Source organism: Amycolatopsis sp. NPDC003865, from assembly GCF_053605345.1.
The window spans coordinates 177,626-189,470 of record NZ_JBSGJA010000013.1; the positions used below are offsets into that span (position 1 = coordinate 177,626).

The window sequence follows — 11,845 nt, forward strand, 5'->3', positions numbered from 1 at the left end:
CCGCGCACCGCGACGGGAGCAGGATCGGGGCGGTGATCAGCCGGGGCCGGTGCCCGGTTCGCAGGGCCGCCAGAGCGGCACGAAGTCCCCGTGCGACCGGGTGACCGCCCGGGTCGCGCCGGGTCCGCAGCCGGGGGTGAGGCAGGCGGGCGGGATCGTGGGAGAGGTCCCGCAGGCGGCATCGGCGGGGGCCGGAGACCGGGGCGCCGGGGTGCGGTCGGGAATGCTGTCCGGGTGCGACGCGGTGTGTTTCGCGGGGCGAGCCGTCGTGGCGGGAGTCGCTTTGCGGGGGTGCGGGCAGTCGTCGGTTCGGCCGGCCGGACGTGCGGCGGTCCGCGGCGCGGCGGAGGGGCCCGCGGTGGGCTCGGCGGGTTCGGGGTCCGCCGCCGTCGGGGCAGTTTCCGCTCGGAGCGCGGGGGTGAAGAGCGGTCTGGTGACGGGCGATTCGCCGGGTGGGTCGTCCACGGGAGTCACGACGGTCCCGGTGATCGGCTCGGCCACGGGCGCGATCACGGGAGCGGTGGCGCCGACGACCGGCGCGAGGACCGGCTCGAGGGGGCGCACGAGCCGGGAGACGGGCTCGACCACCGGAGCGACGGCGCGCACCAAGCCCGACACCGGCCCGAGCACGGGAGCGGCGACCCGCGAGACCGGCGCGAGGACCGGCTCGAGGGACCGCACCACGGGCCCGACCACCGGCACGGCGGCACGCACGATGTGCGACACCGGCTCGACAACCGGGGCCGCCGCCTGCACGACCCGCGACACCGGCGCGAGGACCGGCTCGACAGAACGCACCACGGGCGCAGCCGCACGCACCGCATTCGACACGGGCTCAACCACCGGCGCAGCCGCACGCACCGCATTCGACACAGGCTCAACCACCGGCGCAGCCGCACGCACCGCATTCGACACAGGCTCAACCACCGGCGCAACCGCACCCACGACCTGCGACACCGGCGCGGCACCACGCACCACACTCGCAACCGGCTCAGCCGCACGCACGACGTGCGACACCGGCTCCACCGCCTGCGCAACCCGCGGCGCCGGCTGGGCCGCGACCGGCGCGGACTTCCGCGGAACCGGCGCGACCACCGGAGCCACCGGAGCGCCACCACCGGACGGCGGCTCCCCCAGCACCCCGGCCACCACAGCGCCGACCGGATCCGGCGCCCGCCCCGCGGCCTCCGCGTGCCCGCCCAGCAACCACGACACGAACCACAAACCCGCCGCCGCTCCGGCGACCACCAGTGCGCGCCGGGCGGCGGTTCTGACGCCGTCCCTGTCGCGGGCCCTGGTCACGGTCGGGGTACCTCCGGGTTCGGAAAAGCAGATCTGGGACGTACCCTCCAACGGCCCTTCCCACACCCCGGCAACGCGCCGCCCGGCGCCACCACTCGACCGGCCTAGCACTTTTTGTCAGCAAGCCTGAGTAAATCCGCCACATGGCCGAGACCGGTCCGCCAGCTGTAGGTCCGGCCTGGATCAGCCTTCCTGCGAACGCCGTTGGGACGACAGCGCACCCAGCGCGAGCACCCCGTGCTGGAGGCCCTCGCGGAACGTCGCGCGCTGGCCCGGGCTCAGGTCCGCCAGCAGCGCGCCCTCCACCTCCGCGATCGCCGGCGCGCAGCCGGCCAGCAGGGCGCGGCCCTCCTCGGTCAGGCCGGCCAGCAGGACCCGGCGGTTGCCCGGCTTCGGAGTCCGCGCGATCAGCCCGCGCTTCTCCAGCGCCAGCACCATTTCGTGCATCGTCTGCGGGCGCAGGAACGACCGGCGGGCCAGCTGCGCCGACGACAGCGCGCCGCTGGCTTCCAGCACCGTCAGCGCCGTGTACTGCAACGTCGTGAGCCCGACCGGCCGGAGCGCGTCGTCCAGCAGGGCCCTGATCGCCAGCTCGAGCCGTTTGACCAGGTAGAGGGTCAACGGCGAGCCGGCGGGCTGCTGCTCCGCGGACGTGCTCACGCCGCCCATCATGACACGCGCCGCCGCTATGCTCCGATCATGGACCTCGGCCGGCAGTCCCGCGTGCGGCAGGCGTTCGACACCTTCTTCGGGCCGCCCGGGCCACCGGAGGCCGGCCACGTCCTGGACCTCTTCCGCCGCACCGCGGAAACCGTGCCCGCGTACCGGAAGTTCCTGCGGGACCACGACGTCGACCCCGGCGGAATCCGGACCATGGCGGACTTCCGGACGCTGCCGCTGCTCGACAAGGACGGCTACCACCGGAAGTACCCGCTGCCCGAGCTGTGCCGCGGCGGCACGTTCGACGGGCTCGACATGATCGCCGTCTCCTCCGGTTCCAGCGGTCGGCCGACGATCTGGCCCCGCGCCCTCGAAGACGAGCTGCACGTCGCCCGCCGGTTCGAAACCGTGCTGGTCGACGCCTTCGAAGCCGACCGGCGCCGCACCCTCGCCGTCGTCTGCTTCCCGCTCGGCACGTGGGTGGGCGGCCTCTTCACCACCGCGTGCGTGCGCCACCTCGCGGCCAAGGGCTGCCCGATCACCGTCGTCGCGCCGGGCAACAACAAGGCCGAGATCCTGCGCGTGCTGCCCGAGCTCGCGCCGCACTTCGAGCAGGTCGTGCTGCTGGGCTACCCGCCGTTCGTCAAGGACGTCGTCGACACCGGCCTCGCCGAAGGCGTCGACTGGCCCGCGTACAAGATCAAGCTCGTGCTGGCCGGCGAGGTGTACAGCGAGCAGTGGCGCGAACTCGTGGCCCGGCGGGCCGGGGTCGCCAACCCGCTGCGGGACATCGCGTCCCTCTACGGCACCGCCGACGCCGGCGTCCTCGGCACCGAAACCCCGCTGTCGGCCGGCATCCGCCGCTTCTTCGCCGACCGCCCCGGCCTGGCGCGGGAGGTCTTCGGCGACGCCCGGCTCCCGACGCTGGTGCAGTACGACCCGGCGAGCCGGTTCTTCGAGGTGCACGAGGGCACGCTCGTGTTCACCGGCGACGGCGGGATCCCGCTGATCCGCTACCACATCGCCGACGACGGCGGGATCCTGCCGCACGCCGAGCTGCTCGACCTCTGCGCCGGCCACGGCTTCGCGCCGCCGCCCGGGCCGGAACTGCCGTTCGTGTACGTGTTCGGCCGGTCGCTGTTCACGGTGTCGTTCTTCGGCGCGAACGTCTACCCGGAGAACGTGACCGTCGGGCTGGAGCAGCCGGGGATCAGCGACACCGTCACGGGCAAGTTCGTCATCGAGTCGGTCGAGGACGAAGACCGCGACCGGCGGCTGCGGATCACCGTCGAGACGGCGCCGGGCACGACCGCCGACGCGGCCGCGATCGCCGACGCGGTGCGCGGGGAGCTCCGGCGGCTCAACAGCGAGTTCGCGCACTACGTGCCGGCCGAGCGGCAGCGGCCCGAGGTCGTGCTGCGCCCGGCGGGCGACCCGGAGTACTTCCCGGTCGGCGTGAAGCACCGATACACGCGGCGGTCCTAGGGCCGGGCGAGCTTGCGGAACCGCTCGCGCCGTTCCTCGGCCGACGAGCCGTCGGCGAGGTCGTCGTCGAACCACGCGCTCAGTGCCGTCCACAGGTCGGCGCACGCCGCGAACCCGGTCACCGGGGCCTGCTCGGTCAGTTCGGCGATGTCGGCCGCCAGCCGGTCGAGCCGCTGGTCGCACAGGCGGACGTACTCGCGGACGACGATGTTCGCGTCCAGGCCCGTCTTCCCGCGCCGCCCGGCCGCGCCGCGCAGCTGGGCGTGCAGCCGTTCTTCGCTGTACAGCGGGAAACCCGCGATCGATCCCGGGTAGCCCGAGTCCGCCGACCACGCGCGGAACGCGCAGATCGCCTGGTAGCGCGTGTACCAGTCCTGCTTGCCGGTCGCCAGCTCGGCCAGCTTGCGCCAGGCGTCGCGGTCGGCCGCGCGCCAGCGGTCGAGCGTCCGGTCGTCCGGCTCGGGTTCGGCGGCCTTGGCGCGCCAGAAGTGCGCGCGGCACGCCGCGATCTCGCCGACGAGCCGCCGGACGTAGCCGACCTGCTCCCAGACGTGGGCGCGCTGCGGCCGCAGCGGCGCCGCGCGGTCCGGGGAGAACGTCACCATCTCGAACACCCGGAACAGCTCGTGCCCGCGCAGCGCGACGAGGTCGGGGTCCTCCCCCATCACCCACGAGCGACGCTCCGGCAGCCGTCCGCTGTGGCTGATCGTCGCGGCCTGGTAGAGCTCGCGGACGGCGCGGCGGGCCACTTCGTCCCGCGCTTCGCCCACCAGACGCGGGTTGCGCGCGCGGTCGCGGAGGTCGCGCTCGCCGCGCGGGCCGACTTCGAGCATCGCGACGGCGTACACGCTCGCGGCGTTGTAGCACTCCTCCCACGACTTGCGCGGGCCGGCGGCTTCGACGGTGTCGTCGAGGGCACGCGGATCCGGCGGCCAGCGCCGGTCGGGGCAGACGTCGGCCAGCCGCACCCGGCTGGCCGGGTAGGCGGGCTGGGGCACGGGGACCGCGCCGGTCACCGGTTCGACGTCGGCCATCGCGCGGCGCACCACGGCCCAGACCAGGGACAGGTCGAGCGCGCGGTTGGTCAGCTGGTGCCAGCTGCTGCGCCAGCGCCTGCCGAACCGGCGGTAGTCCGCGATGAGCCGTTCGATCTCGTACTGCGACAGGGCGCCGAGGTAGGACCGCATCTCCGCGGCGCGCTGGTTGTACTCGGCCAGCCGCTCCGGCGTCGCCTCGTGGACGACGATCTCCTCGACCGGCGCCTTCAGCACGCGGCGGTGCAGTTCGAGGCGCTTCTCCGGCGGGATCGCGTACGGCCGGACCCGCACGTCGAGGCGGACGTAGCGGCGGAAGCGCAGCTCCAGCGCCGTCCGCAGCTCGGCCCGCCGCAGCGCCCGCGCGTCACCCGGCGCTCCCGCCGTCGTGCGCCGCACCCACCACGAACCGGCCACGGAGTCGCCGTGGCCGAGGACGAGCGCGTGCCGGTAGCGGGCGATCAGCAGCGCGACTTCCCGCCCGCGGCCCGCGTGCCGCGGCTGGCGCGCGAAGTCCGGGCCGATCCACCAGCGGGCCAGCCGCGGGTGGCCCCGGCTGCACACGGTGATCACGTCGTCGTAGGTGGCGAGCGCGTCGAGGTGCAGGTCGAGCTGTTCCTGCAGGGCGGCGATCTCGAGTCTGATGTAGACGTTCGACGGGTCGAGGCTCACCGCGCGGTAGTACTCGGCGAGGGCTTCGTCGTAGCGGCGGTGGGTGACGAAGTGGTTGGCGCGCTGGTAGGCGTCGAACAGCTCGTACGGGATCTTCGCGCCCCGCCACGCCGCCCAGTGGATGTTCGTGCGGACGTAGGCGCTGCGCGGGATGACGAGCGCGGCCACGGCGTTGGCCGCGCGGTGCAGGACGCGCGGCCAGTTCTCGTCCTCGATCACCAGCGGGCTCGCGGCGAAGCGCGGCACCCGGACCAGTTCGAGGATCAGCTGGTACCGGCCGGTGGTGTTGCCCGGCCGGACCGTGCCGGTGACGGTGAACGCGGCGGGCGGCTGCGCGAGCCGGACCAGCTTGGTCGCGGCCTTCCACCAGCCTTCCGCGGCGTCGCCGGCGTGCTCGACGATCTGGATGAAGTCGTAGGAGCCGCCGACGCCCGGCACCGGCGTCGGCGTGTAGAGCCGCGAGTCGTTGAGGATCCGCTTGAACGCCGCGGTCAGCTCGACCGCCGAATCGATCTCGCGGTCGTGGCTGCCTTCGGGGCGTTCGTCGGCGAAGAGCCGGATGTCGATCTGGTTGGCGCGGAAGGCGGCCGCTTCCAGACGGGCCCGGCCGACGAAGTAGAGCGTCAGCACCGCGCCGATCACCACGACGGACGTCTGCAGGACCGTCCAGGTGATGACGCTCGCGACCTTCGGGTCGCGGACGAACGTCCAGCCCTGGAAGAACGGCAGGTACGGCACGACGGCGAACCCGGCCGCGACGAGCCCCGCCGTCACCGCCGCGACCCACCACCGGATCCGGTGAGCCGCGGGAAGTTCCGCTTGATCGAAGCCGGCGTGTCGTCGCGCGGACACCGTCGATCACCCCCTCGTGTCGCCAGGTTACTCGCGGAGGGGGTGTGGTTCGTTACGGCCCGTGATCCGCGATCTCGGCGATCACCTGGGCGTGGCAGAGCTCGGGGACGCACCAGCAACCGAGCCGCTTCCCGCGCAGGTCCGGCAGGAGGGCGAGCAGGTCCGGCCGGGACAGCAGGTGCTCGCGGTACCGGGCCAGCACCTCCTCGCGGGTGCCGTCCGGGCCCGGCCGGAACGGGCTGGCCAGCTCCGAACCCGCCAGGTGCCAGCCGCCGCGGTGCATCGGGCGCCCGACGTAGACGACGTCGGCGTACTCCGGGTCGTCGCGGTGGCCCTTCAGGTTGACGACGGTGGTGGGCATGGTCGCTCCTTTCTTACGGGCCAGCCTGGCGGCCCCGGCGCGGGACCGCCAGGCGGGGCTCACGGCAGCTTGACCGCCAGCAGGTCCGTCTCGCGGATCTCCGGCGGCGCGCTGAGCATCGTCCCCGCGGCGTCGGTCAGCGCCGCGGCGATCCGGCCTTCGAGGTGGGCCCGGCGGCCCTGCTCGTCGCCGAAGGTGTCGAACACCCCGAAGGTGGTGGCGTCCAGCTTGAACGCGAACCACGCCAGGGTGTGCTGCTCCGCCTTCGCCAGCTCGACGGCGTCGGTCAGCATCGCCTCGACCTGGTCGGCGTACTCGGGCTTGGCCTCGATCCTGGCCAGCAAGCCGATCTTCATCTGCTCTCCTCGTTTCGTTCGGACCTGGCCAAGCTAGGCCGGCCCGCGGGGTCGGCGTCAGTGGCAGAAACGACACTTTTGCTACCGTTTCCGACATGAAGGTGGCGGTGCTCGCCTACGACGGCGTGTTCGACTCGGGGCTGGCGGCGCTGCTCGACGTCCTCGACGCGGCCAACGCCATGCGCGATCAGCTGGACCGGCCGCCCCCGGCCTGGGAAATCACCACCGTCGGCGCGAAACGGCGCGTGCGGACCGGTGCCGGGCTGGTCGTCTCGACCGAACCGCTGCGGCACGTGGCGGACGCGGAGCTGCTCATCGTGCCCGCGCTGGCCGAGCGGCGGCCCGCCGAGCTGATCGCGTACGTCTCCGGGCCGGGTGCGGCGGCGGGACGGCGGACCGTCGCACGGGCCCGCGCGGCGGGCACCCCGATCGCGTCCGCGTGCACCGGCACGTTCCTGCTCGCCGAAGCCGGCGTGCTCGACGGGCACCGCGCGACCACCAGCTGGTGGCTGGCGCCGGTGTTCCGGGCGCGCTACCCGGCCGTCGAGCTCGACCAGACGCGGATGGTGGTCGGGTCGGCCGGGGTGACCACCGCCGGCGCGGCGTTCGGGCACGTGGACCTCGCGCTGGCGATCGTCCGGCACCGCAGCCCGGCGCTCGCCGACCTCGTCGCGCGGTACCTGGTGGTGGACGAGCGCCCGTCGCAGTCGGCGTACACGATCGCGAGCGCGCTGGCCGGTCACGACCCGACGGTCGCGGCGTTCGAGGCGTGGGTCCGCACGCGCCTGGCCGAGCCGGTGAGCCTCCCGGCGGCGGCGCGCGACCTCGGCGTCAGCGAGCGCACCCTGCAGCGCGCGGTCCGGCGCGCGCTCGGGACGTCGCCGGTGCGGTTCGTCCAGGACCTGCGGGTGGAGCAGGCGGCGCACCTGCTGCGCACGACCGGGCTGTCGCTGGAGGCCATCGCCCGCAAGGTCGGCTACGAGCACCCCGGGACGCTGCGCGAGCTGTTGCGGGACCGCACGGGCAAGCCGGTGGCGTCGCTGCGCGGCTGAGCGTGCCCCGGTGGTCCACCTAGTGCAGATGCACTATCCTGAGGGCTCACGGTTGAGCCGTCAGCCGCTGCCGGGCGTCCCGCGCCCGGGCCGGCAGGCTGCCTCGACCGCTGCCGTCGCCCCCGCACGTCCGGCTCGCCCCCGCTGCCCGACGAAAGGGTGTGCCGCGATGGTTCCCGAACCCCGCTCGGCCGACCACGAGCTCACCTCCCCCGGCTGGATCGACGCCGGCCGCATGACCCTGCGCGTTGCGCGCCCCGGCGCGCGCACCGTCCTCGTCCGGGTGAGCGGCGAGGTCGACCTGAACACCGCGCGCCGGCTCGACGAGCTCCTGCGCAACCGCATCCGCGGCGACGTCGAAGAGGTCGTCGTCGACCTGTCCGGGGTCACGTTCATCTCCGTCGCCGGGCTGACCTCGCTGCTGCGCGCCCAGCTCCTGGCCGACGCCACCGGTGCGCGCCTCACCGTGGAGCCCGGCGGGTCACGCGCCGTGCGGCGGCTGTTCACGGTGCTGCCGATGGACTTCTACGGGCTGATGAGCCCGCGGCCGGTCGGCTGAGCCGCTCACGACGTCCGCCCGAGCCTCCGGACGGCCTCGACGATCTTCGCGTTCGGCACGCCCTTCACGAGGTACTCGGCGACACCGGCGGCGGCCAGTCCCGCCATCGAGGCCCGGTCGGCGTAGGCGGAGAAGGCGAGGATGGCGGTGTCCGGGCTGCACCGGGCTATTTCGCGCGCCGCCCGCGCCCCGCCGCCGCCCGGCATCCGGACGTCGAGCACCGCGACGGCGGGCCGGTGGCGCTCGGCGAGCCGGATCGCTTCGTCGGCGTCTTCGGCGACCGCGACCACGGCGATGTCGGCCTCGGAGTCGAGAACCTCCTTGAGGACGGCCCGGATCATCTCGTCGTCGTCGGAGATCAGCACCCGCACCGCGGTCACGGTTCCAGCCCCGGCGCGTCGGGCAGGATCGGCAGCCAGAACTCGACGACCGTGCCGCCGCCGGGCGCGCCCGTCACCGACAGCCAGCCGTGCGCCGCTTCGGCCCGTTCGTACATCTCGACCATCCCGAAGTGACCCGCGGCGGCGTCGCCGGCGGCCACGCCGACGCCGTCGTCGGTGATCCGCACGAGCGTCCCGTTGTCCACTGTGGACAGGCGGAGGTCGACGCGGGTGGCGCGGGCGTGCTTGTGGACGTTGCTGAGCGCTTCCTGGCAGATCCGGTACACGGTGATCGCGGCTTCCGGTGACGGCTCGGCGGTGAGCTCGTCGGACACCGAGTGCGCCAGCCCCCACCGGCCCGCGACGTCGTCGACGTAGCCGGACACCGCCTCGACCAGACCGTGGCGGTCGAGCTCCGGCGGCCGCAGCCGGGACACCAGGCCCCGCAGCCTGCCGATGGCGGCCTGCACGGACTCGTCCAGGCCCGCGACGGCGCTCGCGTGGGGTTCCGGCAGCCGGGAAGCGAGCAGCTGCAGGCGCATGCCGACGGCGACCATGGACTGGATCGACTCGTCGTGGACGTCCCAGGCGATCCGGCGCCGTTCGACCTCCTGCGCGTCGACGAGGTGGCCGACGAGCCGGCGGCGTTCGCGCAGGGCCTGCTCGGCGGTGCGGCGTTCCGTCATGTCACGGGTGACCTTCCCGAACCCCTGCAACCGGCGCTGCTCGTCGAACAGCGCCGTGATCACCACGTTCGCCCAGAACCGGCTGCCGTCCTTGCGGACCCGCCACCCCTCGTCCTCCAGCCGGCCCTCGGCGGCCGCGACCTCCAGCTCCCACGCCGGTTTCCCCGCCGCGACGTCCTCCGGCGGGTAGAACACCGAAAAGTGCCGCCCGATGATCTCTTCGGCGGTCCAGCCCTTGATCCGCTCCGCACCGGCGTTCCAGCTCGAGATGTGCCCGCGCGGGTCGAGCATGAAAATCCCGTAGTCCTGCACGCTCTGCACCAGGAGCCGGAACCGCTCTTCGCTCTCGCGCAGGGCCTGCTCGGCGGTGCGGCGTTCCGTCATGTCACGGGTGACCTCCCCGAACCCCAGCAACCGGCGCTGCTCGTCGAACAGCGCCGTGATCACCACGTTCGCCCAGAACCGGCTGCCGTCCTTGCGGATCCGCCACCCCTCGTCCTCCAGCCGGCCCTCGGCGGCCGCGACCTCCAGTCCCCGCGCCGGTTTCCCCGCCGCGACGTCCTCCGGCGGGTAGAACACCGAAAAGTGCCGCCCGATGATCTCTTCGGCGGTCCAGCCCTTGATCCGCTCCGCCCCGGCGTTCCAGCTCGCGACCCGGCCCCCGGGATCGAGCAGGAAGATCGCGTAGTCCTGGACGCTGCGCACCAGCAGCCGCACCCGGTCCTCGCCGCGCCCGTCGTCGTCCATGAGGCAACTCTGCCGGATCGCCGCCCGGGCGGCAGGCTGCGTCAGCCGGCGAGTTCGGCCGACGGCGCGGACAGCGCGCACCAGACCACCTTCCCCAGGCCGTGGCGCGCGGTCCCCCAGGCCAGCGACAACCGCTCGACCAGCGCCAGGCCCCAGCCGCCGTCGGCGCCGGGCGCGCGCCGCACGGGCGGTACCGGGTCGTCGTCGAACACCTCGATGCGCACGTGCCCGGCCCCGACGCTCAGCCGCAGGACCGGGCGGCCGGAACCGTGCTGCAGGGCGTTGGTCGCGAGCTCGGTGAGCAGCAGCAGCGCGTCGTCCATGACGGACTCGCACGCCCAGGCCGTCAGCGTGAGCCGCGCGAACCGGCGCACGACGGCCAGGCCGCCCGCCGGATCGGTCAGGGCGCACTCCGCGGTGAGCGGCGCCGAGGTGTCCACGGCGTCCAGCGTGCCGGTCGGCGCGGGGGCGCACGAGATGCAAACCCCGGCCGCGTCACTGGTGCAGGTGCATCAGCCGATCAAGCCCTCGCGACGGGCCACGGCGACCGCTTCGAGCTTCGACCGCGCCCCGAGCTTCTCCAGCACCCGCTGGACGTGGTTGCGGGTCGTGTTGCGCGAGACGCCCAGCCGTTCGCCGATCTCCTCGGTCGTGGCGCCCTCCGCGAGCAGGTCGAGGGTTTCGCGTTCCCGCGCGGTCAGCTCCGCGCCGCGGGCGGGCGCCCGGCCGGTGAGCCGGTCGAAGATCTCGGGCAGCAGCTCGGGGTCGAAGACCACACCGCCGGCGGCCACGTCGCGCACCGCCGACTCCAGCACGCCCAGCTGCGACGACTTCAGCAGCAGTCCCGCGCCGCCCGCCTTCGCGACCTGCACGGCGACCGCCGGCGTCGCGTCGCCGGTCAGCACCAGCACCCGCGCGCCGGTCTCGCCGAGCTGCCCGATGACGCCGAGCGCGTCCCCGTCGGCGAGGCGCCGGTCGAGCAGGACGACGTCCGGCTCGTGCTCACGCGCGTCGGCGACGGCTTCGGCCCGGGAGCGGGCGCGGCCGACGACGGTGATCCCGTCGGCGCGGTCGAGGGCCAGCTGCAGCGCCTCGGCCACCATGTCGTGGTCCTCCACCAGGAGGACGCGGACGGGACTCGGTTCGGCGCTGGTCACGGGGTTCCCTCGGTGGACGGGTCGCTGCCGGCCCCATCCTAGGCGTCACCACCCGGCCGAGCCCGGCCGCAGCAGACCCTCGGGACCGGTGACCGGCAGCCAGTCGACGAGGTCCTCGTGGCGTCCGGCCGTCCGGAACACCGGCGGCCGGAAGGAGCCCGCGGGCGGGCCGGCGAGCCGCAGCACCTCGAGGAACCGCGCTACCGCCCGCGGTGGCGGCAGGACCTCGGCCCCGCCGAGGTAGGCGAGCACCTTCGGCGCGCCGCCGCCCGCGGGCTCGACGACCGCCGACCAGCCGTGCACCTCGTCCCAGATCAGCGCCAGGTCGTGGCCCGGCAGGTCCGGGAGGGCGCGGTCGAGCGCCACGTAGCCGGAGGTGGGCACGTCGAGGTCGAGCGAACACGACTCGAACCCGACGCCGACGGCTCGGGCGACCCGGGCGAGGTAGGCCCGCACGCCGCGGGCGAAGTGGTACTCGATGTCCCTGCCGAAGTCGATGAGGGTGTTCATGGATCCCGCCTCCCGCGCCGCCGGTGCGCCGG

General features: G+C 74.1%; 13 protein-coding genes. 3 read left to right on the top strand and 10 right to left on the bottom strand.

Annotated elements, in window-relative coordinates:
* Nucleotides 1–36: 36 nt before the first annotated feature.
* Nucleotides 37–1,302 carry a hypothetical protein gene (locus ACWEVP_RS29090; protein ID WP_452065749.1) on the bottom strand — a complete coding sequence of 422 codons (1,266 nt, stop codon included), beginning with the start codon at nt 1,300–1,302 and terminating at the stop codon, nt 37–39.
* 183 nt (nt 1,303–1,485) lie between these two features.
* Complete coding sequence (locus ACWEVP_RS29095) at nt 1,486–1,974, bottom strand: MarR family winged helix-turn-helix transcriptional regulator (RefSeq protein WP_452065750.1); 489 nt, start codon at nt 1,972–1,974, stop codon at nt 1,486–1,488.
* 27 nt (nt 1,975–2,001) lie between these two features.
* Here ACWEVP_RS29095 and ACWEVP_RS29100 point away from each other — a divergent pair, with 27 nt between their 5' ends.
* Nucleotides 2,002–3,447, top strand: coding sequence for a phenylacetate--CoA ligase family protein (locus tag ACWEVP_RS29100; protein ID WP_452065751.1), 1,446 nt, complete (start codon nt 2,002–2,004; stop codon nt 3,445–3,447).
* Here ACWEVP_RS29100 and ACWEVP_RS29105 read toward each other — a convergent pair.
* The 3 genes from ACWEVP_RS29105 to ACWEVP_RS29115 are packed head-to-tail and all read right to left on the bottom strand — an operon-like array spanning nt 3,444 to nt 6,722.
* Nucleotides 3,444–6,005 carry a hypothetical protein gene (locus ACWEVP_RS29105; protein ID WP_452065752.1) on the bottom strand — a complete coding sequence of 854 codons (2,562 nt, stop codon included), beginning with the start codon at nt 6,003–6,005 and terminating at the stop codon, nt 3,444–3,446. The two genes, ACWEVP_RS29100 and ACWEVP_RS29105, sit on opposite strands and share 4 nt — an antisense overlap.
* 52 nt (nt 6,006–6,057) lie before the next feature.
* Nucleotides 6,058–6,366 carry a DUF4326 domain-containing protein gene (locus ACWEVP_RS29110; RefSeq protein WP_452065753.1) on the bottom strand — a complete coding sequence of 103 codons (309 nt, stop codon included), beginning with the start codon at nt 6,364–6,366 and terminating at the stop codon, nt 6,058–6,060.
* Nucleotides 6,367–6,425: 59 nt separating this feature from the next.
* Entirely contained in the window at nt 6,426–6,722 is a 297-nt protein-coding gene (locus ACWEVP_RS29115; RefSeq protein ID WP_452065754.1) for a putative quinol monooxygenase, read from the bottom strand.
* Between the two features lie 95 nt (nt 6,723–6,817).
* Here ACWEVP_RS29115 and ACWEVP_RS29120 point away from each other — a divergent pair, with 95 nt between their 5' ends.
* Nucleotides 6,818–7,774 carry a GlxA family transcriptional regulator gene (locus ACWEVP_RS29120; protein ID WP_452065755.1) on the top strand — a complete coding sequence of 319 codons (957 nt, stop codon included), beginning with the start codon at nt 6,818–6,820 and terminating at the stop codon, nt 7,772–7,774.
* A gap of 169 nt (nt 7,775–7,943) precedes the next feature.
* A complete protein-coding gene (locus ACWEVP_RS29125) occupies nt 7,944–8,333 on the top strand; it encodes an STAS domain-containing protein (RefSeq protein WP_452065756.1) in 390 nt (129 codons plus the stop codon).
* Nucleotides 8,334–8,338: 5 nt separating this feature from the next.
* Here the strand turns inward: ACWEVP_RS29125 and ACWEVP_RS29130 are convergent, their stop codons facing one another.
* The 5 genes from ACWEVP_RS29130 to ACWEVP_RS29150 all read right to left on the bottom strand — a co-directional run bounded on the left by ACWEVP_RS29130 (nt 8,339) and on the right by ACWEVP_RS29150 (nt 11,813).
* Nucleotides 8,339–8,713 carry a response regulator gene (locus tag ACWEVP_RS29130; RefSeq protein ID WP_452065757.1) on the bottom strand — a complete coding sequence of 125 codons (375 nt, stop codon included), beginning with the start codon at nt 8,711–8,713 and terminating at the stop codon, nt 8,339–8,341.
* Nucleotides 8,710–10,146, bottom strand: coding sequence for a PAS domain-containing sensor histidine kinase (locus ACWEVP_RS29135; protein ID WP_452065758.1), 1,437 nt, complete (start codon nt 10,144–10,146; stop codon nt 8,710–8,712). The genes ACWEVP_RS29130 and ACWEVP_RS29135 overlap by 4 nt, the downstream gene beginning before the upstream one ends.
* A 41-nt stretch (nt 10,147–10,187) precedes the next feature.
* Entirely contained in the window at nt 10,188–10,586 is a 399-nt protein-coding gene (locus ACWEVP_RS29140) for an ATP-binding protein (RefSeq protein WP_452065759.1), read from the bottom strand.
* Between the two features lie 72 nt (nt 10,587–10,658).
* Complete coding sequence (locus ACWEVP_RS29145; RefSeq protein WP_452065760.1) at nt 10,659–11,303, bottom strand: response regulator; 645 nt, start codon at nt 11,301–11,303, stop codon at nt 10,659–10,661.
* Between the two features lie 45 nt (nt 11,304–11,348).
* Nucleotides 11,349–11,813: a DUF6292 family protein gene (locus ACWEVP_RS29150; protein ID WP_452065761.1), complete on the bottom strand. Its 465-nt coding sequence runs from the start codon at nt 11,811–11,813 to the stop codon at nt 11,349–11,351.
* Nucleotides 11,814–11,845 lie beyond the last annotated feature (32 nt).

Excerpts from the sequence above, each read along its gene's own strand:
- ACWEVP_RS29095 (WP_452065750.1), bottom strand. The coding sequence starts at position 1,974 with ATGATGGGCGGCGTGAGCACGTCCGCGGAGCAGCAGCCCGCCGGCTCG.
- ACWEVP_RS29100 (WP_452065751.1), top strand. The coding sequence starts at position 2,002 with ATGGACCTCGGCCGGCAGTCCCGCGTGCGGCAGGCGTTCGACACCTTC.
- ACWEVP_RS29110 (WP_452065753.1), bottom strand. The coding sequence starts at position 6,366 with ATGCCCACCACCGTCGTCAACCTGAAGGGCCACCGCGACGACCCGGAG.
- ACWEVP_RS29115 (WP_452065754.1), bottom strand. The coding sequence starts at position 6,722 with ATGAAGATCGGCTTGCTGGCCAGGATCGAGGCCAAGCCCGAGTACGCC.
- ACWEVP_RS29120 (WP_452065755.1), top strand. The coding sequence starts at position 6,818 with ATGAAGGTGGCGGTGCTCGCCTACGACGGCGTGTTCGACTCGGGGCTG.
- ACWEVP_RS29125 (WP_452065756.1), top strand. The coding sequence starts at position 7,944 with ATGGTTCCCGAACCCCGCTCGGCCGACCACGAGCTCACCTCCCCCGGC.
- ACWEVP_RS29135 (WP_452065758.1), bottom strand. The coding sequence starts at position 10,146 with ATGGACGACGACGGGCGCGGCGAGGACCGGGTGCGGCTGCTGGTGCGC.
- ACWEVP_RS29150 (WP_452065761.1), bottom strand. The coding sequence starts at position 11,813 with ATGAACACCCTCATCGACTTCGGCAGGGACATCGAGTACCACTTCGCC.